Below are 26,392 nucleotides of genomic sequence, written 5' to 3'. Positions count from 1 at the left end.
GGGAGGGTCACTCGGCGAGGTCCGCGCCGCCCTCCAGCTGCGGGGGGCGGTGCTCGTACGGGGTGCTCAGGACCACGGTCGTGCGCGTGGAGACGTTGGCGGCGGCGCGGATCTGCTGCAGCAGTTCCTCCAGGCCCACCGGCGAGGCCACGCGGACCTTGAGTATGTAGCTCTCGTCACCGGCCACGCTGTGGCAGGCCTCGATCCCGTGCAGATGCGCCAGCCGGTCGGGCGCGTCGTCGGGCGCGGCGGGGTCGATAGGCTTGATCGACACGAACGCGGTCAGCGGCAGCCCGATGGCGTCATGGTCGATCACGGCGGTGTAGCCGCGCACGATGCCGCGCTTTTCCAGGCGGCGCACCCGCTGGTGCACGGCCGAGACGGACAATCCCGTCTCCCTGGCCAGATCGGTGAAGCTCATCCGGCCGTCCTTGGCCAGCAGCGTGACGATCCGGCGGTCGATCTCCTCCATCGGTCAAAGGTAGCGGCTTCGTGTCACGGCGCGGTTCCGACGGGCTCGGCACCGGTCCGCAGCGCGTGCTCGACGAGCGTGATGAGCACCTCTTTGCCCGAGTCCTTACGGCGGGCGTCGCATAACACGATCGGGATCTCGGGCTCCAGCTCCAGCGCCCTGCGCACCTGGCCGACGGTGAAGGGGCGGGCGCCGTCGAAGCAGTTGAGCGCGACGACGAAGGGGGTGCGGTGGCGTTCGAAGTAGTCGATGGCCGGGAAGCAGTCGGCCAGCCGCCGGGTGTCGGCCAGCACGACCGCGCCCAGCGCGCCGAGCGCCAGCTCGTCCCAGACGAAGTAGAAGCGCTCCTGACCGGGGGTGCCGAACAGGTAGAGCATGTAGTCGTCACGGATGGTGATGCGGCCGAAGTCCATGGCGACCGTCGTCGTGGGCTTGGTCTCGACGCCGGACAGGTCGTCGACACCCGCGCTGACGTGGGTGATCATCTCCTCGGTGCGCAGCGGGCGCGTCTCGGAGACGGCGCCGACCATCGTGGTCTTGCCCGCGCCGAACCCGCCGGCGATCAAAATCTTGATCGCGGTCGGCAGTCGCCATCGTTCAGAGCGACCGAAGTCCATCGAGCACCGCCCTGTGAAGTGCCCTGGTCAGAGTGACCTGTCAAGGCGCAGAGAAAAGGTCCCATCCACTTACCTGGCAACGAGACACCCTAGCAACGCCACAATTTCCACTCAAGGCACAATCCATCACAGGAAGCCATATGTCCCTCTTTGTCGCCTAGAGCACGGTAATACATGACGGCCCGTCGCGCTCGTAAACTCCGGAGTCAGTGAGCTGTCAGGCCATAAGGCCCGAAATGCCATGAAAACCGGTATTAAATCCGATCTGACGGCGCAGGTACGCGGCCGTCAACGGGCTCACCTCGCGCAACGGCCCGATCAGCGCCGCCGCCTCCTCGGCCAGAACGGTCATCCGGTCGGTCACGTCGCCATGACTGACCCCCAGCATGAGCACGTTGAGGTCGCCCCAGCTGACGTCCCGGCGGTAGGAGGCCAGGTCACCCAGCAGGTGCAGATACCGCTGCACATGCCGGCTGGCCGGCTCCAGCTCACCCAGATGCCGCCGCGCCCACGGGTCGCCCGCGTAGATCCAGTGTGACAGATCCACGAAGCTCGAACCGCAGCTGTCGGCGTTGTCGAGATAGCGCCCGAGCGAGGGCACCATCCCCGCCTCCCGCCACACCCAGGCCCGCTCCATGGCCGCCAGCATGCGCTCCAGCTGCGTCCGCCAGCGCCCCCGCAGCCCCTCGAACCCCTTGACCGTCGCCATCTCATCCCGCAGATCCGCCAGGAACCGGGTCGCCGGCACCCTCGGCGCCGCCCCGTCGGCGACGGCCATGCAGTCGCGGCTCAGCTCGTCCACCTCGTCGCGGGTGGCAGCGGCGTGTTCCACCAGCCAGCCGACGGCCCGCACCCACAGCGCCGCCCGGTTGGCGACCTTCAGCCGCTCCGCGGCCGACCAGGGCGAGCTGAACGCCGTGGACAGGCAGAGGGCATGGTAGAGATCGGGGTCGAAGGCGGCTCTGGGGAACAACCCGCCGTACATCTCGACGCACCGGCGCAGGTCGCGGGCGCATTCGGCGGCGAGCGCACAGACGCGACCAAGCTCGGACGCCTCGCCCAGCTCGTCGCCCGCCACCCTAGGGCCGCTCGCTCAGCGTTCGCACCATGACGCCGACCCCCACACCGCGTGTATCGACCTGTGGGCGAATTGTCACATGATCGCGCACGACCGATCAAGGTATGCCCCCGTTCCTTCCCTCACCCATCCCCGACCCCCAGACCCAGCCACCAACCCCTTGCCATCCAGCCCCACCCAGCCACCCCACCCGAAACCCCGCGGCCTCGGGTGTCGCGTGAAGGCGGCCGGTACCGGCGCGCGGATTGGGCACGGCGACGCCTGGCCCGTTCAGGGGCCGGAAAGTCGTGGGCGAGTTGGCAGGTCCGGTGGTCCCCGGGGGCCGGTCGGCGGCCGGGAGATCGTGGGGCTGGCCGGTGTTACTTGAGGGTGTCGAGGAGGCGGTTGAGCGGGCTGTCGAGGTCGTAGCGGTCGGCGAGCTGAACCAGGGTTTCCGGATCGCGGGGCTTGGCGGGCAGGGTGAGGTCGGTGGTGGGCAGCGGGGCGTCGGAGGCGACCTCCACCACGGCAGGGGCGACCCGGAGGTAGTCGCGGGCGGCGGCCAGCTTGGTGCGGGCGCCGGCCGGGAAGCCCTCGGTGACGCCCTCGTCCAGGGCGGCCAAGAGAGCGTCCAGGGAGCCGAAGCGGGTGATCAGCGCGGCGGCCGTCTTCTCCCCCACGCCCGACACGCCGGGCAGGCCGTCGGACGGGTCGCCACGCAGGGTGGCGAAGTCGGCGTAGGAGCGGCCGGGAATGCCGTACTTGGCGGTCACGAACGCCTCGTCCACGACCTGGAGGTTGCGGATGCCGCGCGCCGTGTAGAGGATCCGGACCGGCCGCGAGTCGTCGACCAGCTGGAACAGGTCCCGGTCCCCCGTCACCACGTCCACCGCGCCGTCGCCGGCCGAGTGGGTCAGGGTGCCGATGACGTCGTCTGCCTCATACCCGGGCGACTCCAGGCGGGCGATGCCGACCGCGTCCAGCACCCGCTCGATCACCGGGATCTGCGGCACCAGCGTGTCGGGAACCTCCTCGGTGTCACCGTGGGCCACCCGGTGCGCCTTGTAGGTGGGAATCGCCGCCACCCTGAAGGCCGGGCGCCAGTCGGCGTCCATGGTCGCCACGAGCTCGGCCGGCCGGTACTTGCGCACCAGCGTGGCGATCATGTCGATCAGCCCGCGGACCGCGTTGACCGGCATGCCGTCGGGGGCGGTCATCGACTCCGGGATGCCGTAGAAGGCACGGAAGTAGAGCGAGGGTGTGTCGAGAAGCATCAGCACCCGCCCATGTTCGCACCCCACCCCGACATTCCGCTCCCCACCGCCCCCACCACCACCCGTTTTCCCGTACGCCCCCGCCCCAACCTCCTCCGCCAACGGGACAAGGCAGGGGGCCGAGCGGCGGGCCAAAGCCCAGGGCCGAGGCGTGTCGGGGAAACCTCAGAACCGGGAGCGCAGAAGCCGGGGCCCGGGAGCCGGAGGGCCGGGAGCCGGAGGGCCGGGGGCACGGGGGCCGGGGGCACGGGGGCCGGGGGCACGGGGGCCGGGGGCACGGGGGCCGGGGGCACGGGGGCCGGGGGCGGAAGGGCAGTGGCCGAAAGGGCGCGAGGGTGGGAGGCCGGGTTCGGGGGTCGCCTGTGGTGGCGGGCTGGGCTTGCCGCGCCGCGGGCTCAGGGTGGAGTCGTTACGGCGGGCAGCCCGTGAGCCCTCACGACCGGCGCTCGACGGGCGGTCACGCACGACGGCCGGGGCGGGTGGGGCGGCTTGCCGTAACGGATAGTAAAGATGGGACAGAAACATGTCAGATGCCCACGCCCACGGCGAGGAGGCAGGCGTCGTCTTCCGGGTTGGGGCCGCCGATGTCGGCGAGGAGGCGGTCGAGGCCGGCGTCGAGGTCGGTGGTGAGGAGGCGGGCGGCGGCCGACACCGCCAGGTCCAGGCCTTCGTCGATGTCGCGGGTACGTCGTTCGACCAGGCCGTCGGTGAACAGCAGGAGGAGGTCGCCGTCGCGGAGTTCGACGCTGGCCAGGCGGTAGGGCTGGTCGCAGGTGGCGCCCAGCAGGACGCCTCTCGGCTGGCTCAGGGTTTCGGCTTTGCCGTCGCGGACCAGGATGGGCGGCAGGTGCCCGGCCTGGCTCCAGGTGAAGGTCCAGGTCTTGGTGTCGAGGTGGCCGATGATGGCCGTGGCCGTGGTCTCCTCCAGGCGGTGCAGGACGAGTTCGTTGAGCCAGGCGAGGAGCTGGTCGGCGGGCCGGCCGGTCATGGTGAGGCCGACGAGGGCGTGGCGGAGCTGGGCCATGTGGGCGATCGCGGGCAGGCCGTGCCCGGAGACGTCGCCGATGGCGAGCAGGACGCGGTCGTCGGGCAGGGCGGCGGCCTCGAACCAGTCGCCGCCCAGGTTGGCGGTCTTCTCGGCCGGTACGTAGCGGACGGCGATCCTGGTGCCGGGCAGGTCCAGGCGGCCGGTCGGCTCGGGGAGGATGGCCTCGCGCATCGCGAGCATGACGTGGCGTTCCTCGGCGGCGCGTTCGCGGGCCTCCAGGAGCTGGCGGCGCGATTCGGACATGATGCGTTCGGCGCGGCGGCGGCCGGTGATGTCCTGGACGACGCCGTGGACGCCGATGGGACCGCCCGGGGCGATGAGGGGTTCGAGGACGACGCGCAGGTTGCGTACTTCGCCGCCGCGCCGGATGCGGAACTCCGCCTGGACCGGCTCCACGCCCTGCACCACGCTCCACAGGAGCTGGTCGAGGGCGCCGAGGTCGCAGGGCTCGACGTAGCCGGCGAGCTCGGGCAGGCCGAGCGGGCCGTCGGCGCGGTCGCGGCCGAAGATGACGTAGACGTGGTCGGACCATACGGCGTCGCCCGTGCGCAGGTTCCACTCGGCCCAGCCCATGTTGCCGAGCCGCTCGGCGTGGGACAGGCGGATGGCCAGCATGGCGGCGTCGTGCTCGCCGGCCTGCTGCCGGGTCAGGTGCCCGATGAGCTCGGCCGCGCTCATCGGACGGTGGTCCGGTGATGGGAGGGGTGGCTGATGGCCGCCCGTAACGTCGACCATAGTTCACTCGCAAACGACATGGATCGGGACAAGAGGTCCCACAGTATGTGATCGCCCTTGAACGGAGTGTAGCGATGGCTTGCCGTGTTGTGAGAGCTTTTCGCGGATTTTAGGTGAGCGGTGACGAGTAGATTGGGGCGCGTGACGTCCCAAGACTTGTATCCCGTGTCCCGTCTGGCCGCCGCCCAGGAGGCCACCGCCAAGGCCGGGCTCGACGCCCTGCTGCTCACTCCCGGGCCCGATCTGCGCTACGTCAGCGGTTACCAGGCGCTGCCGCTGGAACGGCTCACCTGCCTGGTGGTTCCGGCGGCGGGCGAGCCGTACATGATGGTGCCTCGGCTGGAGCTGCCGGCGGCGCAGGCCTCGCCCGCCTCGCGGCTGGGACTGGAGTTCGTGGCGTGGGACGAGACCGACGATCCCTATGAGATCGCCGCCAGGCGGCTCGGTTCGGTGGCCAAGGTGGGGCTGGCCGACCGGATGTGGGCGATGGCCTCGCTGGCCTTCCGCGCCGCGATGCCGGGGACCGAGCAGGTGCTGGCCGGGACGGTGCTGCGCGAGCTGCGCATGCGCAAGTCGCCGGCCGAGGTCGAGGCGCTGCGCGAGGCCGGTGAGGCGATCGACGCCGTGCACCGGCAGGTGCCCGGTTTCCTGCGGGCGGGGCGGACCGAGCGCGAGGTGGGCCGCGACATCGCCGACGCCATCCTGGCCGCCGGGCACGAGACGGTCGACTTCGTCATCGTCGCCTCGGGTCCCAACGGCGCCAGCCCGCACGCCGAGCTGTCGGACCGGGTCATCCAGGCGGGCGAGCCCGTCGTGGTGGACATCGGCGGGCAGTTGCACAACGGCTACTGCTCCGACTCCACCCGCAACTACTGCGTCGGCGAGCCGCCGGCCGAGTACGCGGAGTACTTCGCGGTGCTGCGCCGCGCCCAGGACGCCGCGTGCGAGGCGGTACGGCCCGGCGTGTCGTGCGAGTCGGTCGACGCCGCGGCCCGCGAGGTGATCACCGAGGCCGGGTTCGGGGACAGGTTCATCCACCGCACCGGGCACGGGATCGGCATCGAGACGCACGAGGAGCCGTACATCGTGGCGGGCAACGGCGAGCTGATGGAGCCGGGCTTCGCGTTCTCGGTGGAGCCGGGCATCTATCTGGCGGGCTCGCACGGGGCGCGGATCGAGGACATCCTGGTCTGTACCGACTCGGGCGGTCTGCGGCTCAACAACACGCCGCGCGACCTGGTGATCGTCTAGCCGGGCCAGCCCGGTTCGAGCAGGTCGAAGACGGCGCGCATCGCGGCCAGGGGGTCGGGCTCGGCGGCCGCGAGCTCGGGGATCTCCAGCACGTAGCGGGCCAGCGCGCGCACGCCACGCCGGACGGGTCCCGGCCGGCGAACGGCTGCGCGCCCTGCCCGCCGGGCTCCTCCTCCAGAGCGAGCGGGCGGCGGCGTGGCCGGCGGTCCGCGCCGTCCTCGACCCGGACGTGCGCGGCAGCCGGTTGTGAGGCCCCAGGGTGTTCGGCCTGCGCGGCCGGCCCGCCGGCGAACCGGTGCGGGGCCCGCTGGCCGACCCGGGGCTCGCGGCGGCCGTGTGGGCGGCCGGTGTCGAGCTGACCGGCGTCGACCCCGTTGGGAGCCTCCGCCGACCGTCAGCCGGCGCCGAACCGCGGCACCGGCAGGTCCTCGGTCGCCAGGTGCACGATCGGCGAGACCGTGTACACGTCGATGCTGTGCTGCCCGCCCTCGCGGCCCAGGCCGCTGGCCTTCACCCCGCCGAAGGGCGTGCGCAGGTCGCGGACGTTCTGGGAGTTGACCCAGAGCATCCCGGTCTCGATCGCCTGGGCCATGCGGTGCGCACGGCGCAGGTCGTTGGTCCACAGGTACGCGGCCAGGCCGTACCGGGTGGCGTTGGCCAGTTCGATCGCCTCGGTCTCGCTGCCGAACGGGGTGACGCACACGACCGGGCCGAAGATCTCCTCCTGGAAGATGCGCATGTCCGGGGTGACGTCGGCGAAGACGGTCGCGGCCAGGAAGTTGCCGTGGGGCAGGTGCGGCGGACGGGCGCCGCCGGCGGCGAGGCGGGCGCCCTCCTCGACGCCGAGCCGTACGTAGCCGGCCACCCGCGCGTAGTGCTCGGGGTGGATGAGCGCGCCCAGCTCGGTCGCGGGGTCGGAAGGGGCGCCGACGCGTACCTGGGCGGCCCGCGCGGCCAGCCGTTCGGTGAACTCGGCGTAGATCGAGGCGTGCACGAGCACGCGGGAGCTGGCGGTGCACCGCTCGCCGTTGAGGGAGAACACGCCGAAGACGGCGGCGTCCAGCGCCCGCTCCAGGTCCGCGTCGTCGAACACGATCAGCGGGGACTTGCCGCCGAGCTCCATGGACAGGGTCTTCAGCGCGCCCGCGGCGTTGCGCATGATGGCCTGGCCGGTGGCGCTCTCACCGGTGAAGGAGATCACCGGGACGTCCGGGTGCGCCACGAGCGCCGCCCCTGCCTCCTCGCCGATGCCGTGCACCAGGTTGAACACCCCGGGCGGCAGGCCCGCCTCCTCCATGATGTCGGGCAGCAGCCCGGCCGACAGCGGCGACCACTCGGCGGGCTTGAGCACCACGGGGCAGCCGGCCGCGAGCGCGGGAGCCAGCTTCCAGGTCTCCAGCATGAACGGCGTGTTCCACGGGGTGATCAGCCCGGCCACGCCGGCGGGTTTGCGCAGGACGTAGTTCAGCTGGGCCGAGCCGACCCGGTAGACGTCCTCGCTGAGCGTGGTGACGACGTCGGCGAAGAAGCGGAAGTTCTGCGCCGCGCGCCTGGCCTGCCCGCGGGCCTGGGTGATCGGCAGTCCGGTGTCGCGGCACTCCAGCGCCGCGAGGCGCTCGTCGCGCGCCTCGATCGCGTCGGCGATCCTGCGCAGCGTCACGGCCCGTTCCTCGCCGGGCAGCCGCGGCCACGGACCGTCGCTGAAGGCCTTCCTGGCCGCGGTCACGGCCGCGTCGACGTCCTCGGCGCGCCCCGCCGCCACCGTCAGGTACGCCTCGTTCGTCGCCGGTTCCACCGAGGTGAAGGTGGCGCCGGAGATGCTCGGGACGCGGGCCCCGTCGATGTAGTGCTCCAGGGTCATCGGGTCAGTTCCTCACAGTCGGCCAGCAGCGCCTCGATCCGGGTGATTCCGGCCGGGGTCGGCGGGATGAGCGGCGGCCGCACGTGTCCCGAGGCGATCCGGCCCCGCAGCTCCAGCACCCATTTGGCCGGGGCGGGGTTGGTCTCCACGAACAGCAGCTCCACGAGCGGGTGCAGGGCGTAGTGCAGGTCGAGCGCGGTCCGGTGGTCGCCTTGCGTGTACGCGGTGTACATGCGGGCCACGGCCGCCGGAGCCAGGTTGGCCGCCGCGCTGACGAACCCGGTGCCGCCGATGGCCAGCAGCGGCAGGCAGAGCAGCTCGATGCCCGACCACATGAGGAAGTCGCGGCCGCACCGGTGGAGTACCTGCGAGAAGTGCTCGAAGTCGCGGGTCGTCTCCTTGATGCCGACGATGTTGTCGTGCGCGTGGCGGAGCCTGGCGACCGTTTCCGGCGCGATGTCGACGGCCGTGCGGGAGGGCACGTTGTAGATCACGATCGGCAGGCCGGGGAACTCCGTGGCGATCGTGGAGTACCAGCGGAAGAGCGCTTCCTGGCCCGGCCTGGCGTAGTACGGGGTGATGACGAGGACGGCGTCGGCGCCGAGCCGTTCGGCCTCGGCGGTGAGCAGGAGGGTCTCGTCCAGCTTGGCCGAGCCGGTGCCGGGCAGGAACGGCGCCCGGTCGCCGACCTCCTCGGCGACGGCGGCCATGGCGGCGATCCGCTCCTCGGCCGACTGCGCGCCGGGCTCGCCGGTGGAGCCGCCGATGGAGACGCCGTGCGAGCCCTGGCCGAGCTGCCAGCGGACCAGGCCGCGCAGCGAGGCGAGGTCGAGCGCGCCGTCGGCGGTGAACGGCGTCACCACCGGCGCGATGGACCCCCTGATGGCGGCGGGGTCGGAACGGTACTTCACGCGTCTCCTCCTTGCTGCCAGGCCCGGTAGGACTCGCGCCAGGACTGGTTCATCGGGTAGAGGCCGTCGATCGAGGCGCCGGCCGCGACCCGCTGGTAGATGAAGCGCTCCTCGTCCTCCTGCCCGGCGGCGGCTCCGGCCACCTCGGCGGCCAGGGCGGGCGGCAGCACGACCACGCCCTCGGCGTCGCCCACCAGCACGTCGCCCGGCATGACGAGTACCCCGCCGCACGCCACGGGCACCTGCGACTCGATGGGCACGTGCCGGCGCCCGAGCACGGCGGCGTGCGGCACCGCGAAGTAGGCGGGAAGGTCCAGTTCGGCGAAGGAGGGGCTGTCGCGCAGTCCCCCGTCGGTGACCACCCCGGCCGCTCCTCTGCGCAGGGCGCGCATGGCCAGGATGTCGCCGAGGGTGCCGGCGCCATGCTCGCCGCGGGCCTCGATCACCAGCACCTCCCCGGGCCGGATCTCCTCGACGGCGCGCTTCTGGGCGTTCATGCCGCCGCCGAGTTCGGCGAAGACGTCCTCGCGCAGCGGCAGATAGCGCAGGGTCCGCGCGAGGCCGACCATGCGCAGGTCGGGCCGGGTGGGCCGGACGCCTTCGATGAAGTGGTGGTCGATGCCGCGTTGGCGCAGCTGCGCGGAGAGCGTCGCCGTGGAGACCGACCGCAGCGCCGCGATCGTCGGATCGTCCAGCGGGTACGGCGCCGCCGCCCGCCCCCGCCCGACGGCGGCGGCCCGGCTCTCCTCGTCGGCCCTCGGCTGCGCGCCCCACGCGGCGGGGGCGGCCCGGGGTTCGCCGACGACCTCGTTGCGCAGCCGTCCCGCGTCTTCGAGCTCGACCTCGACCACGTCGCCCGGCTCCACGACGGTCGAGCCCGCGGGTGTCCCGGCGAGGATGAGGTCGCCGGGCTCCAGCGTCATGTACCGCGACAGGTCGGCGATGAGCAGGTCGAAGCCGAACAGCAGCTCGCCGGTGTCGGCCTCCTGCGCGAGCTCGCCGTTGACGTAGGTCCGCAGCCGCAGGGCCCCGGGGTCCACGCCGGTGAGGATGGCGGGGCCGACGGGCGTGTAGCCGTCCTGCCCCTTGGCGCGAAGGTTGGATCCCCGGTCGGCGTGCCTGAAGTCGTACACCCCGAAGTCGTTGGCGGCGGTGTAGCCCGCGACGTGCTCCAGCGCCCGCTGCGGCGGCACGCAGCGGGCGCGCGCGCCGATGACGACGGCGATCTCGCCCTCGAAGGTGAGCAGTTCGCACCCGGCCGGGCGCACGACGGGCCGGCCCGACCAGGACAGCGAGGAGGGTGGCTTGAGGAAGTAGGAGGGCGCCGAGGGGAGGCGTCCCCGTTCGGCGGCCCGGCCGCGGTAGTTGAGGTGAACGGCGATGATCTTCCCCGGCGCCAGGCCGAGCGGGTGATCCATGGCGACTCCAGATCATATACGACATCGTGGATGATAGCGGATCCGAAGGATGGAGTACTATAGACAAAGATATCTGAGTTCGTACATGATTTTGCGATGCCGGGGGGTGGAACAGGCCCCCCGCCCTTCGGCATACTCAGTGAGCCGATGCCGGGCCTGGGAGGATGCGCATGGGAGAGATCGTCCTGGCAGCCAAGATCACACACGTCCCGTCCATCTGGCTGTCCATCCAGCCGGGCAAGCACTACGGCATCCGCCGGCCGGCCGAGATGGCGCTGACGGAGATCGGCAGACGCGCCCGCGAGCTCGGCACCGAGACCTTCCTGGTGGCCGACACCCACTGGATGAACAGCATCGGCTTCCACCTCAACGGCAAGGAGCGCCACCGCGCCTCCTACGCCAGCCACGAACTCCCGCACTTCATCCACGACCTCAAGTACGACTACGACGGCGACCCCGAGCTGGCCGAGCTCATCGGCGAGGAGATCGTCGCCGGCGGCCAGAAGGCGCACGTGCACACCTACAAGGACCTCGGTCTCGAGTACGCCACGCTCGTGCCCATGTACTTCGTCAACGGCGACGCCGCCATCAGGGTGCTGCCGATCGGGTGCAACATCTACTCCTCCATCGAGGAGAACCGCCGGATCGGCGAGGCGCTGCGCCGCGCGATCCTGCGCAGCGGGCGCAAGGTGGCCTTCCTGGCCAGCGGCTCGCTCTCGCACGCCTTCCCGCCCAACGAGATCGCCGAGACCCTGCTCAACGAGGTCAGCAGCGCGTTCAACCGCAAGACCGACATGGCGGTGCTCGACCTGTGGACCGAGGGGCGGATCGCGGAGTTCGTGGAGATGCTGCCCGACTACAACCTGCGGTGCACGGGCGAGGGCGCGATGGCCGACACCGCCATGCTCTTCGGGCTGCTCGGCTGGGACGAGTACACGGGCAAGGGCGAGCAGCTCTGCCCGTACTTCGGCAGCAGCGGCACCGGGCAGGTGGTCGTCGACTTCCCGGTGCCCTCGTGGAGTAACATCTGAAATCGTATGTGAAAGGTGCTGGAGTCATGGGAGAGCTGGCCGTACGCGTGTTCGCCGCCGAGGTGACGGCCGGTCCCCCGGTGCTGCTTTTGCACGGGTTCGCCACCGACGGGCAGCGCGACTGGGTGGCGACCGGGATCGCGGACGCGCTGGCCGCGACCGGCCGCCGGGTCGTGGTCGCCGACCTGCCGGGGCACGGGGACAGCGCGGCGCCGGTCAGCCCGGCGCAGGCGGGGGCGGGCCGGATCGCCGAGGCGCTGGTCGCGGTGATGGACGACGGGGTGTTCGACATCGTCGGGTACTCGCTGGGGGCCAGGATCGCCTGGGAACTGCCCGGCGCGGCGCCCGGCCGGGTGCGCAGGGCGGTGCTGGGCGGGCTCAGCCCGTTCGACCCGTTCACCGCCGTCGACGTCGAGGAGCTGCGCCTGGCCGTGGCGGGCGGTCCCGCGCCCGCCGACCCGCTCACGGCCATGATCGCTGATATGGTCCTCGCCCAGGGCCACCGGGCGGCCGGGCTGGTGACCTGCGTGGAAGGGTTGCGCGCCACCCCGTTCGAGCCGGGGGCGTGGGCCGGCGCGGAGCCTCCGGTGTTCGTCGCGGGGCAGGAGGACGTGGTCGTGGCCGGAATCGAGCGTATCGTCGGGCAGGTGACGGGTGCCCGGCTGGTCACCGTCGCGGGCGACCACTTCCAGGCGTTGTCCGGTCCCGGCCTGCGCGAGGTCGTGACGGCGACGCTGGCGCCTTGACAACGAGGGGGATCTCGACTTGAGAGGGATCTCGACTTGAGGGGAATGAGGAAAGAGCGGTGACTTCCGCGAAGGGGTCCACGCGGGCCAATGCGTCCAAGGCCGAGATCAGCTACGAGCTGTTGCGCTCGCGCATCCTCGACGGCACCTACGGTCCCGGCTACCGGCTGGTCATGGACCAGCTCGCCCGCGAGACCGGGGTCAGCACCATCCCGCTGCGCGAAGCCGTACGGCGGCTGCAGTCCGACGGGCTGGTCGAGGTGGTGCGCAACATCGGCGCCCGGGTGGCCGTCTTCGACGCCGCCCAGGTCGAGCACGCGCTGCAGGTGCTGGCCCGGCTGGAGGGGTACGCCACGGCCATCTCGGCGCCGCTCATGACCCCGGAGCAGCTCGCGCGGGCCCGCGCGGTCAACGACCGGATGGTGGAGGCGCTGGAGGAGTTCGACCCGGTGTCGTTCACCGCGCTGAACAGGGAGTTCCACTTCGCGATCTACGCGCAGTGCCCGGACGAGCATCTGCTGGCGCTGCTGGAGGCGGAGTGGGCCAGGCTGGACCACATGCGGCGCTCCACGTTCAGCCACGTGCCGGGGCGGGCGCGCCGTTCCGTGGAGGAGCACGAGCACATGCTCGACCTGATCCAGGCCGGAGCGCAGGCCCAGGAGATCGAGCGGGTGGCCTGCGCCCACAAGATCGCCACCGCCGACGCCCTCCACAAGGCCCAGGCCAAACACGTGAAGAACAGCTGAGTCAGAGGACACGCGCTTGGGGGCTGCCCTTCACGTGGGAGAAGGCCTGGGCGCCCCTGCGACGGCCGCGTGGCTCGCCCCTTCCCGGCAGGGCGAGCGCGGCTCAGGTGAGGAGCTGCCCGCCGTCCACCTGGACGACGGTGCCGGTGATGTGGCGGGCGGCGGGTGAGGCGAGGAAGAGGACCAGCGGCGTGATGTCGCCGGTCCCGGCGATCCTGCCGAGCGGGATGCGCGACTCCCAGGCGGCGCGGGCCGCGGGGTCGGACATGAGGCCCGCGGTCATCGGAGTCAGCACCGGGCCGGGCGCGACCCCGTTGGCCCTGATCCCGTGGGGGGCGAGCTCCAGGGCGGCGGTCCTGGTCAGGGCGTCCACGGCGGCTTTGGTGGCCTCGTAGTGTCCCAGGCCGGCGGTGGGCTGGCGGGCGCCGATCGAACTGACGTTGACGACGCAGCCGCCGCGCCCGGCCGCGATCATACCGGCGGCGACCGCCCGGGTGACCGTGAAGGTGCCGCGCAGGTTGACCGCGACGACCCGGTCGAAGACCTCCAGTGGCAACTCCACCAGCGGACCGCCACCGGCGACGACCCCGGCGTTGTTGACCAGGACGTCGATCGGGTCCCCCACGTGGGCCAGCGCGGCGTCCACCGACGCCGCGTCGGTGACGTCCATGGTCACCGCGTCGGCCCCGATCTCGGCGGCGGCCTTCTCCCCCGCCTCCCCGTCCACGTCGGCGATCACCACCCGGTCCCCCGCCTGCGCGAACGCGCGGGCCACGGCCTTCCCGATGCCGCTGGCCCCACCGGTGACGAGCACCAGCCGTCCCGCCTCGCCGGAAGCGCCCGAGGCGGGCGCGGCGGGCGCGGCGGGCTCGCCGTGCGGGCTCATCGGGCGTACGCCACGATCACGCGAGGGCAGCCGGGCAGGCACAGGGTCTGGCCGGGTTCCCAGCCCGCCTCGGTGAGCCAGCCGCGTACCTCGTCCTCGGGATAGACCGTGGTGCCGTCGATGACCAGGTACTCGGCGGCGTGCAGGGCGTCCACGACCCGCTGTACGGGGTCGGCGTCGAGGAAGAAGTCCAGCAGGAGCAGCGTGGCGCCGGGCGAGGCGAGTTCGCGGGCGCGTTCGGCGTAGCGGATGTTCCGTTCCGGGCCGAAGCGGTGCACGACGTGCTCCAGCAGGACGAGGTCGTAGCCGGCGAGCAGGTCCGCGGTGAACGGGTCGGCGACGGCCAGTTCCGCGCGGTCGCCGACGCCCGCCTCGTCCAGCGTCCGCTTCGCGAAGGCGGCCAGGTCGCCCTCGGCGCAGAACGTGCCGCGCAGTTCCGGAGCCGCGTTCAGGGCCTGGGCCAGGAACGCCCCGGACAGGCCGCCGAGGTCCAGGGCGCGGCGGTGCGGGGTGAAGTCGTAGTGCGCGGCGAGCGTCTTGGCGTGCAGGGAGTTGTAGGTCATCACGCCGGTGAGGAACACCTCCATCCGCTCGCCTTCCAGGTCCAGCGGGGCGGGCTCCCCGGTACGGGCGCTGGCGCCGAAGCCCAGCCAGTGCGGGTAGCTGACGGCCTCCAGGAAGGTGAGGAAGGGGCGCAGGTCGATCTCGCCCGCCGCGCCGGTCAGGTGGCGGTCGGTGGCGGGCGTGTTGGTGTAGACGCCGCCGGTGCGGGTGAGCAGGCCGAGGCCGGACATGGCGTCCGCGAGGATGCGCACGGTGCGCTCCGGCAGGCCGGTGCGCCGGGCCAGGTCGGGCGCGCTCGCCGGGCCTTTGGCCAGCGCGGCGAACAGGCCGAGCTCTCCCGCCGCGAAGAGCTGTTTGGCGGCCATGTATCCGGTGGCCACGTCCACGATGCGCGCCGCGCCGCTGCTGTCCTGGTAAAGCGACATGTGACACCCCTTCAGGAGCGAACAGTATCGGGAATGATATACGATTCTTGCGCGTGGCCGCCAGGCCCGTCGTCGCTCGGCTCAGGAGGTGTGCGGTGCGATACTCCGGTGCGGTGCCCAGGCGCAGGCTCGGCGTGCGGGGGCCCTTGGTCCCCATGGCCGGGCTCGGCTCGTGGAACACCTGGGATCGGATGGAGTTCGGGGCGGCGGTCGAGCTGATCGGCGCCGCCGTACACCATGGGGCGAGCCTGTTCGACGTCGCCCACTACAACGCCGGGCCGCACGCCGAGGACGCGACGACCGACGTGATCTTCGGCAAGGCGGTCAGGGAGGCGGGGATCGCGCGTGAGGAGTACACGCTGTGCGGGAAGCTCTGGCTGTGGGACTACCCCGCCAGCTCCTTCGCCGCGCAGATCGAGACGTCGCTGGAGCGGATCGGCACCGACCGGGCCGACCTCGTGGTCGTCGGCGACTTCCTGGGTGAGCTCGACCTGCCCTCGGTGCTGACCGACGTGTCGGAGCTGGTGCGGGCGGGGCGGTTCGCGGCCTGGGGGGTCAACAACTGGGCGGCGCGCGATCTCGGGCGCGCGTGCGCGCTGGCGGCCGCCGAGGGGTTCACGCCGCCGTCGTTCGCCCAGCTCAAGTACAGTCTGGCCCGGCGTTCCGTGCCCGAGGGCCTGCCGTACGGCCGGCTGCTGTCGCAGGCGGGGCTGGGGCTGCAGGCCTCCGACGTGTTCGAGGGCGGCATCCTGGCCGGCCGGCTGCACCCGCGGCGCAAGATCGGCGCGGACCCGGGCGGTATCCGGGAGCGGATCCGCGCCTCGTTCCCGCTGGTCATGCGGGCCGCCGAACGCTTCGGCGCGACCCCGGCGCAGCTGGCCGTCGCCTTCTGCTTCACGCACCCCGCGGTCGCGACCGTGCTGTTCGGGGCGAGCGGCCCACGCCAGCTCGAGGAGAACCTCGGCGCGCTCACCCTTCTCGAACGCCACGGCCCCGAACTGCGCGAAGCCGTGGCCGAGCTGTGGCTGGACCGCGGCGTGGTCGATCCCGAGGCCTCCTGGGGAACCTCCTAGGCCTGGTGCACGACGCGCCCGTCCACCATCGTCAGCGCGACGGGCACCCCGGGCAGCGCGGCCGGCTCGACCGTGCGCAGGTCGCCGCCGAGCACGCACAGGTCGGCCACCTTGCCCGTCTCCAGCGTCCCCTTCCAGTCCTGCGCGCCGTCCTGCCGGGCCGGGACGACGGTGTACGCGCGCAGCGCCTCCTCCATCGGCAGTCCCGCCTGGGCCACGCCCACCCGCCAGTCGGGTGTGAGCACAGGCGCGTCCGAGCTGAGGCAGAGCCGCACCCCCGCCGCCAGCGCCTCGCGCAGGGGCCAGGCGCCCGCGAGCGCCTCCGGTCCGAGCGCGGCGGCCAGCATGTCGCCGGCGGCCACGGCGATCCCCGGCTGGGTGTTGAGCCCGATCCCCGAGCCGGCCATCGCCGCGAGCGTCCGCGGCGCGACCAGGTCGCCGTGGATGACGTAGTGGCGCCGGTCGCGGCCGTCGCGGGCGGCGGCGGCCCGCATGGCCTCGACCGCGGCGTGCACGGCTCTGCCGCCGGTGGCGTGCACGCCGACCTGGTATCCGGCCGCGTGCGCCGCGGCGATCATCTCGGTCAGCACGGCCGCGCCGGCCTCGGGTGAGGAGCCTTCGACCAGGAGGCCGCCGTGGCCGCCGTGCGCGTACGGCTGCTCGGTCCACGCGGTGCCCATCGGCGGGATGCCGTCTGCGAAGATCTTGACCCCGGCCACGCGCAGCCATCCCGGCACCTCGGCGGGGGGCCGGAAGCCGCGCAGCCCCTCCCGCAGGGACGCCAGGGTGCTGGGCCCGTCGAGCTCCCCGAACAACATCAGCGCGGTGACCCTGGCCGTGAGCCGCCCGTCCGCGGCCAGCCGCGCGTAGTCGCGCAGCGCCGCCGACCCGAAGCAGCCGGTACGGCCGGCGTCCTCCCCCGGCCCCAGCCCCGGTTCGGTGTAGCTGGTGACGCCGAGCGAGGCCAGCAGCCGCCCGGTGCGCAGGATGGCGGCGCGCCGCTGCCGTCCGTTCTCCAGCCGTACCGGCGCGCCGTCGTGCTCGCCCGCGGCCATCTGGTCCATGAGCAGATCGGGCCACATCGCCCCGAGCCACACGCCGTGCAGGTGCGAGTCGTTGATGCCCGGCAGCACCGACCGGCCCCGCAGGTCGATCACCCGGGTGTCGGGTCCGATGAGCGGCGCGACCTCGCGGGCGGAGCCGGCGCGGGCGATGAGCCGGCCGCGTACCGCGAGCGCCTCGACGACACGATCTTCCTGGTCGAGCGTGTGCACCACACCGCCCGTGAGCACCGTGTCGGCGGGCCGGGAACCGTTGCGCAACATCTTCCTCCCCACTCTGGACACCACTGCGTGGATGCCCATAACGTACACGGAATCAGATACGATTCGAGTTCTGGCCCCGGGTGCGTCTCTCACCCAGGCGAGCGGAGGTAGGCATGCCTTTGCACCCCGACGCGCAGGCGATCATCGACCGCACTCCCGCCGTAGAAGCCGGCCGGCCCGTCGTGCTGGACCCCCAGACCATGCGCGAGCAGTTCCGCACCACCTGGCGGCTGCCCGACATCCTGCCCGAGGTGCACCGGGTGCGCGACACCGCGATCCCCGGCCCGGCCGGTGAGATCCCCGTGCGCGTCTACACCCCGGAGGGCACCGGGCCCTTTCCGGCCTTCGTGTGGTTCCACGGCGGCGGGTGGACGATCGGCAGCCTTGAGGAGAACGAGTACGCCTGCCGTACCGTCTGCGCGCAGGCGGGTGTCGTCGTGGTCTCGGTGGACTACCGGCTCGCGCCCGAGAACCCCTATCCGGCCGCGGCCGACGACTGCTTCGCCGCCGTTCGCTGGGTGCACGGGCACGGGGCGGAGATCTCGGCCGATCCGGACAGGATCGCGGTCGGCGGGGAGAGCGCGGGCGGCAACCTGGCCGCCGTGGCCGCGCTGAAGGCCCGTGACCTGGGCGGACCGCGGCTGGGCCTGCAAGTGCTGGTCTCGCCGGTGCTCGGGCATCCCGACGACGGGCGCGCCTCCTACCGGGACTTCGCCGAGGGCTATTTCCTGTCCCGGGCGAGCATGGAGTGGTTTTTCACCCTTTATCCGCGTGACCCCACGAACCTGCGTGAGCCCTACCTGCTGCCGCTGCGGGCCGAGGACCTGTCGGGCCTGGCCCCGGCGCTGGTGCTGGGGGCGGAGTACGACGTGCTGCGCGACGAGGGCGAGGAGTACGCGGCCCGGCTGCGCGAGGCCGGGGTGCCGGTGGAGGTGGTCCGCTACGACGGGCTGATCCACGGCTTCTTCGGCCTGCTGGCCACCGAACTGCCCGCCGCGCGCACGGCGCACGACCGGGTGGTGCGGGCGCTGCGGGCGGCGTTCGGCGGAGGCGGGCGGTGAGCGGGAGCGCCCCCGGCCCGGACCCCGGCCCGGACGCGGTCCTCGACCCGGACCCGCACACCAGCCCGGAACCGCGCACCAGCCCGGATCCGGACCCAAGTCCGGGCCCGGACCTCGGCCCTGACGCGGACCCCGGCCCTGACGCGGTCCTCAGGCTGGAGGCGGTCGGCGTCAACCGGGGCGAGGCCGAGATCGTCCACGAGGTCTCGCTGGAGGTCGGGCCCGGGACGGTGACCGTCGTCCTGGGCTCGAACGGGGCCGGGAAGACCACGCTCATGGACGGCATCGCCGGAGTCGCCCAGGTGTCCTCGGGCGCCATCCGGCTCGGCGGCAGCCCGATCGAGAAGCTGCCGGCCTACCGGCGGGCCCGCGCCGGCCTCGGCTACGTCGAGCAGTCACGCACCGTCTTCCGCACGCTCACCGTCGAGCAGAACCTGCTGGTCGCGCGCAGCGGGCGGGGCGAGCTGGGCCGCGTGTTCACGCTCTTCCCCGAGCTGGAGCGCCGCAGGAACCTGCAGGCCGGGCACCTGTCGGGCGGCGAGCAGCAGATGCTCGTCCTCGGCCGCGCGCTGGTCAGCGACCCTCGGGTCATGCTCATCGACGAGATGTCCATGGGCCTGGCGCCCGTGGTGGTGCGCCGGCTGATGGGAGCGGTGGGCGACATGGTCGGCCTCGGCATCTCGGTCCTGCTCATCGAGCAGTTCGCGGCGCTGGCGCTGGAGATCGGCACCCGCGCGTACGTGCTGCGCAAGGGACGGGTGGTCTACGCCGGCTCGTGCGCGGAGCTGAGGCGGAACCCGGAGCTGCTGCACGAGTCCTACTTCGGGGTGGCGCCGGCATGAACCCGCGCGCCCTGGCGATCGGGCTCGGCCTGGCCGTGGCGGCCTGCGTCGCCGTACCCGCCCTGTTCTCCGCCCACTGGGTCTTCCTGGCGATCACCGCCGTCGTCGTCTCGATCATCATGCAGAGCTACGGCGTGATCGTGGGCAGGGCCGGGATGATGTCGCTGTGCCAGATGTCGTTCGCGGCCATCGGCGCGTGGGTGGTGCTGAAGCTCAACCTGCACGACGCCCCCGGTGGGTTCCTGCTCTGGCTCGTGCTGGGCGGGCTGGCCGCGGTCCCGGTGGGCGTCCTGATCGGCCTGCCCGCGCTGCGCATCCGCGGCGTCAACCTGGCCGTGGTCACGTTCGGGTTCGCGGTCTCGACCGACATCGTGCTCAACGCCAACCAGTTCCCCGGCACCGGGGAGCTGAAGACGGTCGTGCGGCCGGCGCTGTTCTCCGGCGACCGGGGCTACTTCGTGCTCACGGTGATCGTCTTCTGCCTCGTGGCGGTCGGGCTGGGCCTGTTCAACCGCACCCGGCTCGGCATGTCCTGGCTGGAGCTGAAGCACTCCGAACGGGCCGCGGCCGCGCACGGCGTCTCGGTGGCGCGCAGCAAGCTCGCCGCGTTCGCCATCAGCGCGTTCGTCGCGGCCGTCGGCGGCGGGCTGATGGCCGGGCAGCTCGGCCTGGTGGTCGCCCAGAACTTCTCGATGGGACAGTCGCTGGCCTTCTTCGCGGTCGCGATCCTCATCGGGCCGCACCACGTGGACGGCGCGATCATGGGCGGCCTCTTCGGCGCGATCATGGCCACGATCCTGGAACGGCTGCACCTGCCGCAGGATCTGGGCGGCATGCTGTTCGGCGTCTTCGCCGTGCTCGCGCTGCGCTCCGGCGTGAGCCAGACCGACTTCGTCCAGGCCCGCAGGCGCGAGCGGGCGGCGCGGCCGCTGCTCGAAGGGCGCGGCGAGGTTCCCGAGGCGGTGCCGCCGGCGCCCGTGCCGCCGTCCGGGCCGCCGGGTCCTCCGCTGCTGGAGGTCAGCGGCCTCACCGTGCGCTTCGGCGAGGTCACCGCGCTGCACGAGGTGGACCTCACCGTGCCGGAGGGCGCGGTGGCGGGTCTCATCGGGCCCAACGGGGCGGGCAAGAGCACGTTCATCGCCGCCGTGACCGGGTTCCTCGGCGGCTACCGGGGCTCGATCGTGCTCGCCGGGCGGCCGCTGGACGGGCTGCGGCCCGACGTCCGGGCCGGGCGCGGGCTGCGCCGTACCTTCCAGACCACCACGATCCCGGCCGAGCTGACCCAGTACGAGTATCTGACGATCGGGGCCGGGCGCCGCCTGGACCGGGGCGAGGCCGGGGAACTGCTGGAGTTCTTCGGCTGCCCGCCGGCGGACGTGCCGGTGTCGCTGCTGGACGCCGGGACCCGGCGGCTGCTCGACGTGGCCGCCGCCGTCGCCGCCCGGCCCAAGGTGGCGCTGCTGGACGAGCCGGCGGCCGGTCAGTCGGGCGCGGAGTCGCTGCGCTTCGCGGCGCGGCTGGCCGAGGTGCCGTCCCGCTTCGGCGTCGCCGTCCTGCTGGTCGAGCACGACATGGAGCTCGTCTCCGCGGCCTGCTCGCAACTCACCGTCCTCGACTTCGGGCGGGTCATCGCCTCCGGCCCCACCAGGGACGTCATGGAGGACCCCGCCGTCGTCAACGCCTACCTCGGCATAGCGGCTGCCCCGCTGGCCTGATCTCCCTGAGGAGGAAGCACGCACATGCAGCTTTCACACAGGCTCGCCGCCGCGCTCGGGGCCGCGGCGCTCGCGCTGACCGGATGCGCCGCCGGCGGCGGTACCGACGGGCCCATCAAGGTCGGCTCGATCAACGGCGTCACGGGCCAGTTCCAGGCGCCCGAGGTGCCCAAGGCCGTGCAGGCCGTCTTCGACGAGGTCAACGCGGCGGGCGGGATCGGCGGCCGCACGATCGAGTTCATCAGCAAGGACGACGCCATGAACCCGCAGCGCTCCACCGAGGCGGCCGTGGAACTGATCGAGTCCGAGGGCGTGGTGGCGCTCGTCGGCTCCTCCAGCGCCGTCGACTGCGGCCTGAACCGGGCCAAGTACGGCAGCGCCGGCATCGTCTCCATCCCGGCCGTCGGCGTCGACCCCGCCTGCTTCACCAGCCCGAACATCGCCCCCGTCAACCCGGGCCCGTACAAGCTGCTCACCGCCGCCCTGTACTTCCTGTCGCAGACCAAGAAGCACGAGAAGGTGTGCGCCTACCTGACGGTCCTGCCCGGCAGCGGCGACGGCATCGAGAACGCCATCAAGGAGTGGTCCACGGTCACCGGTAAGCAGCTGACCGTCAAGGAGACCTCGGTCGGGACGGGCGACCCGACCCCCTACCTGGTCAAGGCCAAGGAGGCGGGCTGCACGGGCATCGTCTACAACTCCCAGGTCGGCCCCTGGTTCGCCCAGGCCAAGACCCAGGGGATGACCGCCGTCGACTTCGCCATGCTGGCCAACAGCTACACCGACGCCAACGCCCAGGCGATCCCCGAGGGGCTCAACGTGTACTCGGCCACCGAGTGGCAGCCCTACACCGACGAGAGCCTGCCGGGCAACGACAGGTGGGCCAAGATCGTCGGCGGCAAGGGGATCCCGAAGACGGCCTTCAGCCAGGGGGCGGTCATGGCGGCCGACGTCTTCGTCCAGGTGCTCAAGGGCATCCAGGGGCCGATCACCCGCGAGTCGGTGACCAAGGCCTTCAAGGAGATGAAGCCGGTGGACTATCCCATGGTCGGCACGCCGTACGTGTTCGGGCCCGGCGACGCGCACAACCCGGTCGAGGGCGCCAGGTTCGTGAAGGCGGAGAACCGCGCGTGGCGGGTGCTGCCCGAGGGGTTCGTCGTCCCCGGCAAGGGCTGAGCGATGCTCAACTCCCTGATCGCCGGGCTGACGAGCGGCGGCGTGTACGCGCTGCTCGGGCTGTGCGTGGTGCTGACCTACCGGCTGGTCGCCGTGGTGAACTTCGCCATGGCGGCCACGGGGGCGGTGGGCGCGTACGTGATGGTCTCGCTGATCGGCGCGGGCGCGCACGGGGCGCTCGCGCTCGCCGCGGGGGTCGCGGCGGGCGCCGCGCTGTCGGCGCTCGTCGGCGCGGTGCTCGTGCGGTGGTTCGGCGAGCACAGCGAGCGGACCAAGGCGGCGGTGACCGTCGCGCTCTACGTGGCCGTCATGGCGATCGGGCTGCGCGTGTTCGGCAGCGCCACCACGGGCACCCGGCGCTTCCCCGCGCCGCTGGACGGGCCCGCGTTCGTGCTGGGCGACGTCGTGGTGCCGATCTCCACGCTGGTCTCGCTGGCCTTCGCCGCGCTCATCACCGCCGGGGTGGGGCTGCTGTTCAGCCGGACCCTGCTCGGCCTGCGGCTGCAGGCGCTGTCGGAGCGTCCCACGACCGCGCAGGTGGTCGGCATCGCCGTGCCGCGCCTGGCCATGGCGGTGTGGGCGGTCATCGGCGGGCTCAGCACGCTCGTCATCGTCCTGGTCGCGCCCCGGCTGGGCGGCGACTTCGCCACGCTCGGCAACCTCATCACCACCGCGCTGGCCGTGGCCATGGTGGGCGCGTTCCGCAGCCTGCCCATGACGCTGGCCGGCGGGCTGATACTCGGGCTGCTGGAAGGCGTCGCCGTGTCGCTGAGCGGCCTGCAGGCCTACCGCGGCGTGGTGCCCTTCCTGGTGATCCTGGTGCTGCTGTGGTGGCGCAGCAGGAACGAAGTCTGGGACACCGCCCACACCCGCTGAGAAAGGACCCCGATCGTGCCTGCCCCGACCGCCACCCGCGCCGCCGTGCTCCGCGAGCACGGCGAGCCGCTGGTCATCGAGGAGCTCCCGCTGCCCGAGGAGGTGGAGCCGGGCGCGGCCGTCGTCAGGATCGGCTGCGCCACCCTGTGCGCCACCGACGTGCACATCTGGTCGGGGGCGATGTCCTGGCCGGGGATGCTGCCCATGGTGCTCGGCCACGAGATGTCGGGGACGGTCGCCGCCGCCGGGCCCGGCACCCTGGACGCGCTGGGCCGGCCGGTGCGGGCCGGGGACCGGATCGGCTGGTCGGAGTCGACGTGCGGGCACTGTTACGGCTGCGCCGTGCTGCGCGCCCCGGTCGCCTGCGCCCAGCGCGGGTACGGGTTCACGCAGCGCGCGGACGCGTGGCCGTACTCCACCTGCGGTCTGGCCGAGTACGCCTACGTCCGGCCGGGCGCGCTGAAACTCCTGCTGCCCGACGACGTCCCCGACACCTGGGCGGCCGCCGCGGGCTGCGCCGTCAAGACCGTCGTCCACGCGTACGGCAGGGCCGGCGGAATCCGCCCCGGCGCCGCGGTCGTCGTCCAGGGCGCCGGCGCCCTCGGCCTGGTGGCCACGGCCATGGCCGCCGCCTCGGGGGCGGGCACCGTCATCACCGTCGGCGCCCCGGCGGCCCGGCTGGAGCTGGCCCGAGGCTTCGGAGCCGACGTCGTGATCGGCCTGGACGGCACGCCGCCCGAGCGCCTCGGCCAGGTACTCGAGGCCACCGACGGGCGCGGCGCCGAACTCGTGCTCGACCTGGCCGGCGCGCCCGGCGTGGCCGCGGAGGCGGTGGACATGGCCGCCTGGGGCGGCACGTTCGTGGTCGTCGGCAGCACCGGACCGCGCCCCGACCCTGTCCCCATGGGCACGGTCATGGGCAAGGAACTGAACGTCCTCGGCTCGCTCAACGGCGACATCGGCGACTACCACCGCGCCCTGGAGTTCCTGCGCGCCTTCCGCGCGCGCTTCGACTGGAACGCCATGTTCGGCGCCCCCGCCGGGCTGGGCGCGGCCACCGGCGCGCTCCGGTCGATGTCGAGGCTCGACGAGGTCAAAGCCGTCATCCACCCGTGGCTACCGTGACGAGGAGTCTCATGCACACCGTTCCCCGCCGCACGATCGGCACGCACGGGCCCGAGGCCTCGGTCCTGTCCCTGGGCTCCTGGCACATCTACGACCGCATGGACTTCGCCGAGGCCGTCGCCATGGTGCGCCACGCCGTCGACCTGGGCGTCAACCTGTTCGACATCGGCGTCTACGGCATGCCGGGGCACCCGCCGGTCTTCACCGACGTGCTGTTCTCGGCCATCGTGCGCGCCGCGGGCATCGCCAGGGACGACTACCTGCTGTCGGAGAAGCTCTGGCTGGAGCGCTACCCCGAGCAGCCCTTGCGCGAGCAGCTGGAGCACGCGCTGTTCCGGGCCGGCGCCGACCGGGCCGACCTGGTGGTCCTCGGCGACGTCCGGCGCGCCGGCCTCGATCTCGAACGGCTGGCCGGCGACCTGGCCGAGCTGGAGCGCGACGGGATCATCGGCTGCTGGGGCGTCAACAACTGGTCGGCGAGCGCGATCAGGACGATCCGCGGGCACGCCCTGGCCGCCGGCTCCCCCGGGCCGCAGCTCGCGCAGCTCAAGTACAGCCCGTGCCGCCGCTCGATCCCGGACGGCGGGCCGTTCGCGCCGCTGTTCGCCGAGGGCCTGTCGCTGCAGGCCTCCGACGTGATGGAGGGCGGCATCCTGGCGGGCAGGACCAGCCCTGCCCGGCAGGTCGGCCGCGACCCCGGCGGCGTCCGCGAGCAGATCGTCCGGGCCGCCCCCGGCCTTGCCGAGGCCGCCGCCGGCGTGGGGGCGACCGCGGCCCAGCTCTGCATCGCCTTCGCGCTGTCGCATCCGGCGACCGGCACCGTGCTGTTCGGCGCCAGCAGTACCCGGCAGCTCGTGTGCAACATCGGCGCGCTGGCCGTGCTGGAGCGCGTCGGCGCGCAAGGGATCAGGGAGCTCGTGGAACCGTTCTGGGCCGACCGGGACGCGGTCGACCCAGAAGGTCCGTAGCCGCCCTAGTGGGTGCCGCAGTACGGCCCCGGCGGCACACCGGGGGCGTAGAACGACATGCACACCACGTCGCCCGGCACCAGCGCCGGGCTCGGGTAGTAGACGCCCTCCAGGTGGGTGGGCGTGCTCCACGTGGAGATCGACCCGCCGCGGGGCGCTCCGTTGACCGTGCTCTGCATCGACAGGGTGGACGGCCGCGGCTTGATGGTGAAGACGAAGCGCCCGTTGTCGAGGCCGGCGCACACCGGGGCCTCGGGGATGCAGATGGGCCCTGCCGCCTGGGCGGGCGCGGCGGTGAGGGCGAAGGCGAGGGACAACGACAAACCCAGAATGATCCGTACTGCGCTGATGACGCACCCCCTGCGGGTCCGCGGGATGACTTCGGGCGTGCCGCTCCGACCGTAACCCGGCCGGGCGGTCCGGTCCAGCGCCCGGCAGCGAGCCTGCTGGGAAACGGGGCGGGGCCTACCTAGGGTTGTGCGGTGAGCGCGGATCAGGTCCTTGAGGTGGCGACCAAGCTTTTCGCCGAACTGGGTTACGACGAAACGGATGTCGGGCTCATCGCGCGGGCGGCCGGGGTGGAGCCGGCCTTCGTCGGCCAGGAGTTCGGCGGCAAGGCGGATCTGTACAAGACCGTCATGCTCAAGGCCGACGAGGCGGAACACGCCGCGATCTCGGCGGCGCTCGCGCAGTTCACGGGCACGCCCGAGGCGCTGCACCGCATGGTGGACGCCTATCTCGACTTCTTCGCCGCCAACCCGATGCTGGTGCTCCTCTGGATGCATCGCTGGATGGGCGACGCGGCGGACATCCCGGAACTCGAGGAGGCCTATACCCGGCCGCTCCTGGACGAGATCCTCCGGGCGATCTCGCCTTTGCTGCCGCCCGGGGTCGAGACCCGCTACTTCGTCTGGATGATCGTGTGGTGCGTCTATGGGTTTCTCACCGGCGGCGTTCTCGAACGGCGGCGGAGCGAGCGCACGGTGAAGCCCGCGGAACTGGCGCGCTTCCGCACCTACCTGCACTGGGTGATCGGGCGGCTGGTCGCCTGAGTGAGGGGGGCCTGGCGGGTGGAGAACCCCCATAGTGTCCACGCCGCAGGCCCCACCACAGCATAGAGTGATCGGGCGGCGACCGAGGGTGGTTTTCACGCCCTGATTTCACGCCCCGGGCGCGGGGGACAGAATTG

Annotated in this window: 25 protein-coding genes; 13 read left to right on the top strand and 12 right to left on the bottom strand. The window is 72.5% G+C overall.

Going from position 1 to position 26,392, the window contains the following annotated elements; translation table 11 throughout:
• Window positions 1–7: 7 nt before the first annotated feature.
• From ACIBHY_RS08980 to ACIBHY_RS08960, 5 genes are all read right to left on the bottom strand, one after another.
• Complete coding sequence (locus ACIBHY_RS08980) at window positions 8–472, bottom strand: Lrp/AsnC family transcriptional regulator (protein WP_397249827.1); 465 nt, start codon at window positions 470–472, stop codon at window positions 8–10.
• Window positions 473–495: 23 nt separating this feature from the next.
• A complete protein-coding gene (locus ACIBHY_RS08975; RefSeq protein WP_379624508.1) occupies window positions 496–1,089 on the bottom strand; it encodes an ATP/GTP-binding protein in 594 nt (197 codons plus the stop codon).
• A gap of 217 nt (window positions 1,090–1,306) precedes the next feature.
• Window positions 1,307–2,167 (bottom strand): terpene synthase family protein, encoded by an 861-nt coding sequence (locus ACIBHY_RS08970; RefSeq protein ID WP_397249829.1) that lies wholly within the window; start codon window positions 2,165–2,167, stop codon window positions 1,307–1,309.
• 359 nt (window positions 2,168–2,526) lie between these two features.
• Window positions 2,527–3,420 carry a 5'-3' exonuclease H3TH domain-containing protein gene (locus tag ACIBHY_RS08965; RefSeq protein ID WP_397250318.1) on the bottom strand — a complete coding sequence of 298 codons (894 nt, stop codon included), beginning with the start codon at window positions 3,418–3,420 and terminating at the stop codon, window positions 2,527–2,529.
• 526 nt (window positions 3,421–3,946) lie between these two features.
• Window positions 3,947–5,146 (bottom strand): PP2C family protein-serine/threonine phosphatase, encoded by a 1,200-nt coding sequence (locus tag ACIBHY_RS08960; RefSeq protein ID WP_397306360.1) that lies wholly within the window; start codon window positions 5,144–5,146, stop codon window positions 3,947–3,949.
• Between the two features lie 198 nt (window positions 5,147–5,344).
• Between ACIBHY_RS08960 and ACIBHY_RS08955 the strand changes: the two genes are divergently transcribed.
• Window positions 5,345–6,454, top strand: a complete 1,110-nt coding sequence (locus ACIBHY_RS08955; protein ID WP_397306359.1) for a M24 family metallopeptidase — start codon at window positions 5,345–5,347, stop codon at window positions 6,452–6,454.
• A 394-nt stretch (window positions 6,455–6,848) separates the two neighbouring features.
• Here the strand turns inward: ACIBHY_RS08955 and hpaE are convergent, their stop codons facing one another.
• From hpaE to ACIBHY_RS08940, 3 genes are read right to left on the bottom strand one after another with little or no spacing between them, the layout of a single operon-like run.
• Entirely contained in the window at window positions 6,849–8,315 is a 1,467-nt protein-coding gene (gene hpaE / locus ACIBHY_RS08950; protein WP_397249837.1) for a 5-carboxymethyl-2-hydroxymuconate semialdehyde dehydrogenase, read from the bottom strand.
• Entirely contained in the window at window positions 8,312–9,226 is a 915-nt protein-coding gene (gene dapA / locus ACIBHY_RS08945; protein WP_397306358.1) for a 4-hydroxy-tetrahydrodipicolinate synthase, read from the bottom strand. Before dapA ends, hpaE begins: the two co-directional genes overlap by 4 nt.
• Window positions 9,223–10,644, bottom strand: coding sequence for a fumarylacetoacetate hydrolase family protein (locus ACIBHY_RS08940; RefSeq protein WP_397249841.1), 1,422 nt, complete (start codon window positions 10,642–10,644; stop codon window positions 9,223–9,225). Before ACIBHY_RS08940 ends, dapA begins: the two co-directional genes overlap by 4 nt.
• A gap of 170 nt (window positions 10,645–10,814) precedes the next feature.
• Between ACIBHY_RS08940 and hpaD the strand changes: the two genes are divergently transcribed.
• The 3 genes from hpaD to ACIBHY_RS08925 are packed head-to-tail and all read left to right on the top strand — an operon-like array spanning window position 10,815 to window position 13,167.
• Window positions 10,815–11,675 carry a 3,4-dihydroxyphenylacetate 2,3-dioxygenase gene (hpaD, locus tag ACIBHY_RS08935; RefSeq protein ID WP_397249843.1) on the top strand — a complete coding sequence of 287 codons (861 nt, stop codon included), beginning with the start codon at window positions 10,815–10,817 and terminating at the stop codon, window positions 11,673–11,675.
• Window positions 11,676–11,701: 26 nt separating this feature from the next.
• Entirely contained in the window at window positions 11,702–12,421 is a 720-nt protein-coding gene (locus ACIBHY_RS08930) for an alpha/beta fold hydrolase (RefSeq protein ID WP_397249845.1), read from the top strand.
• 59 nt (window positions 12,422–12,480) lie between these two features.
• Entirely contained in the window at window positions 12,481–13,167 is a 687-nt protein-coding gene (locus tag ACIBHY_RS08925) for a GntR family transcriptional regulator (RefSeq protein WP_397306357.1), read from the top strand.
• Between the two features lie 103 nt (window positions 13,168–13,270).
• On the opposite strand, the gene ACIBHY_RS08920 is transcribed toward ACIBHY_RS08925, so the two are convergent.
• Window positions 13,271–14,053: an SDR family NAD(P)-dependent oxidoreductase gene (locus tag ACIBHY_RS08920; RefSeq protein WP_397306356.1), complete on the bottom strand. Its 783-nt coding sequence runs from the start codon at window positions 14,051–14,053 to the stop codon at window positions 13,271–13,273.
• Complete coding sequence (locus ACIBHY_RS08915; RefSeq protein ID WP_397249850.1) at window positions 14,050–15,042, bottom strand: methyltransferase dimerization domain-containing protein; 993 nt, start codon at window positions 15,040–15,042, stop codon at window positions 14,050–14,052. The genes ACIBHY_RS08920 and ACIBHY_RS08915 overlap by 4 nt, the downstream gene beginning before the upstream one ends.
• 95 nt (window positions 15,043–15,137) lie before the next feature.
• On the opposite strand from ACIBHY_RS08915, the gene ACIBHY_RS08910 reads away from it, so the two are divergent.
• Entirely contained in the window at window positions 15,138–16,115 is a 978-nt protein-coding gene (locus ACIBHY_RS08910; RefSeq protein WP_397249852.1) for an aldo/keto reductase, read from the top strand.
• Here ACIBHY_RS08910 and ACIBHY_RS08905 read toward each other — a convergent pair.
• Window positions 16,112–17,440 (bottom strand): amidohydrolase, encoded by a 1,329-nt coding sequence (locus tag ACIBHY_RS08905; RefSeq protein WP_397249854.1) that lies wholly within the window; start codon window positions 17,438–17,440, stop codon window positions 16,112–16,114. The genes ACIBHY_RS08910 and ACIBHY_RS08905 overlap by 4 nt on opposite strands.
• 113 nt (window positions 17,441–17,553) lie before the next feature.
• Here ACIBHY_RS08905 and ACIBHY_RS08900 point away from each other — a divergent pair, with 113 nt between their 5' ends.
• Genes ACIBHY_RS08900 through ACIBHY_RS08870 form a run of 7 tightly spaced genes read left to right on the top strand, consistent with a single transcriptional unit; the run spans window position 17,554 to window position 25,203 of the window.
• Entirely contained in the window at window positions 17,554–18,501 is a 948-nt protein-coding gene (locus tag ACIBHY_RS08900) for an alpha/beta hydrolase (protein WP_397249856.1), read from the top strand.
• A complete protein-coding gene (locus ACIBHY_RS08895; protein ID WP_397306355.1) occupies window positions 18,498–19,343 on the top strand; it encodes an ATP-binding cassette domain-containing protein in 846 nt (281 codons plus the stop codon). Before ACIBHY_RS08900 ends, ACIBHY_RS08895 begins: the two co-directional genes overlap by 4 nt.
• Window positions 19,340–21,058, top strand: a complete 1,719-nt coding sequence (locus ACIBHY_RS08890; RefSeq protein ID WP_397306354.1) for an ATP-binding cassette domain-containing protein — start codon at window positions 19,340–19,342, stop codon at window positions 21,056–21,058. Before ACIBHY_RS08895 ends, ACIBHY_RS08890 begins: the two co-directional genes overlap by 4 nt.
• 24 nt (window positions 21,059–21,082) lie before the next feature.
• Window positions 21,083–22,234 carry an ABC transporter substrate-binding protein gene (locus ACIBHY_RS08885; protein WP_397249862.1) on the top strand — a complete coding sequence of 384 codons (1,152 nt, stop codon included), beginning with the start codon at window positions 21,083–21,085 and terminating at the stop codon, window positions 22,232–22,234.
• Window positions 22,235–22,237: 3 nt separating this feature from the next.
• Entirely contained in the window at window positions 22,238–23,110 is an 873-nt protein-coding gene (locus tag ACIBHY_RS08880) for a branched-chain amino acid ABC transporter permease (protein WP_397306353.1), read from the top strand.
• A gap of 15 nt (window positions 23,111–23,125) precedes the next feature.
• Entirely contained in the window at window positions 23,126–24,235 is a 1,110-nt protein-coding gene (locus ACIBHY_RS08875; RefSeq protein ID WP_397249866.1) for a zinc-binding dehydrogenase, read from the top strand.
• Window positions 24,236–24,246: 11 nt separating this feature from the next.
• A complete protein-coding gene (locus ACIBHY_RS08870) occupies window positions 24,247–25,203 on the top strand; it encodes an aldo/keto reductase (protein WP_397306352.1) in 957 nt (318 codons plus the stop codon).
• Window positions 25,204–25,208: 5 nt separating this feature from the next.
• On the opposite strand, the gene ACIBHY_RS08865 is transcribed toward ACIBHY_RS08870, so the two are convergent.
• Window positions 25,209–25,526 carry a hypothetical protein gene (locus ACIBHY_RS08865; RefSeq protein WP_397249870.1) on the bottom strand — a complete coding sequence of 106 codons (318 nt, stop codon included), beginning with the start codon at window positions 25,524–25,526 and terminating at the stop codon, window positions 25,209–25,211.
• A 159-nt stretch (window positions 25,527–25,685) separates the two neighbouring features.
• Between ACIBHY_RS08865 and ACIBHY_RS08860 the strand changes: the two genes are divergently transcribed.
• Window positions 25,686–26,255, top strand: a complete 570-nt coding sequence (locus ACIBHY_RS08860) for a TetR/AcrR family transcriptional regulator (protein ID WP_397306351.1) — start codon at window positions 25,686–25,688, stop codon at window positions 26,253–26,255.
• The last annotated feature ends 137 nt before the right edge of the window (window positions 26,256–26,392 follow it).

This window comes from Nonomuraea sp. NPDC050547 (assembly GCF_044457345.1).
Taxonomy (GTDB): Bacteria; Actinomycetota; Actinomycetes; order Streptosporangiales; family Streptosporangiaceae; genus Nonomuraea.
The sequence above is the reverse complement of the archived record's forward strand: the minus strand, read 5'-3'. Positions and strand labels throughout refer to the sequence as shown.

Bases quoted from the DNA above. Each gene is read 5' to 3' on its own strand.
- ACIBHY_RS08980 (WP_397249827.1), bottom strand. From the start codon at position 472: ATGGAGGAGATCGACCGCCGGATCGTCACGCTGCTGGCCAAGGACGGC.
- ACIBHY_RS08975 (WP_379624508.1), bottom strand. From the start codon at position 1,089: ATGGACTTCGGTCGCTCTGAACGATGGCGACTGCCGACCGCGATCAAG.
- ACIBHY_RS08965 (WP_397250318.1), bottom strand. From the start codon at position 3,420: ATGCTTCTCGACACACCCTCGCTCTACTTCCGTGCCTTCTACGGCATC.
- ACIBHY_RS08960 (WP_397306360.1), bottom strand. From the start codon at position 5,146: ATGAGCGCGGCCGAGCTCATCGGGCACCTGACCCGGCAGCAGGCCGGC.
- hpaE (WP_397249837.1), bottom strand. From the start codon at position 8,315: ATGACCCTGGAGCACTACATCGACGGGGCCCGCGTCCCGAGCATCTCC.
- ACIBHY_RS08940 (WP_397249841.1), bottom strand. From the start codon at position 10,644: ATGGATCACCCGCTCGGCCTGGCGCCGGGGAAGATCATCGCCGTTCAC.
- hpaD (WP_397249843.1), top strand. From the start codon at position 10,815: ATGGGAGAGATCGTCCTGGCAGCCAAGATCACACACGTCCCGTCCATC.
- ACIBHY_RS08930 (WP_397249845.1), top strand. From the start codon at position 11,702: ATGGGAGAGCTGGCCGTACGCGTGTTCGCCGCCGAGGTGACGGCCGGT.
- ACIBHY_RS08920 (WP_397306356.1), bottom strand. From the start codon at position 14,053: ATGAGCCCGCACGGCGAGCCCGCCGCGCCCGCCGCGCCCGCCTCGGGC.
- ACIBHY_RS08915 (WP_397249850.1), bottom strand. From the start codon at position 15,042: ATGTCGCTTTACCAGGACAGCAGCGGCGCGGCGCGCATCGTGGACGTG.
- ACIBHY_RS08905 (WP_397249854.1), bottom strand. From the start codon at position 17,440: ATGTTGCGCAACGGTTCCCGGCCCGCCGACACGGTGCTCACGGGCGGT.
- ACIBHY_RS08900 (WP_397249856.1), top strand. From the start codon at position 17,554: ATGCCTTTGCACCCCGACGCGCAGGCGATCATCGACCGCACTCCCGCC.
- ACIBHY_RS08890 (WP_397306354.1), top strand. From the start codon at position 19,340: ATGAACCCGCGCGCCCTGGCGATCGGGCTCGGCCTGGCCGTGGCGGCC.
- ACIBHY_RS08885 (WP_397249862.1), top strand. From the start codon at position 21,083: ATGCAGCTTTCACACAGGCTCGCCGCCGCGCTCGGGGCCGCGGCGCTC.
- ACIBHY_RS08880 (WP_397306353.1), top strand. From the start codon at position 22,238: ATGCTCAACTCCCTGATCGCCGGGCTGACGAGCGGCGGCGTGTACGCG.
- ACIBHY_RS08870 (WP_397306352.1), top strand. From the start codon at position 24,247: ATGCACACCGTTCCCCGCCGCACGATCGGCACGCACGGGCCCGAGGCC.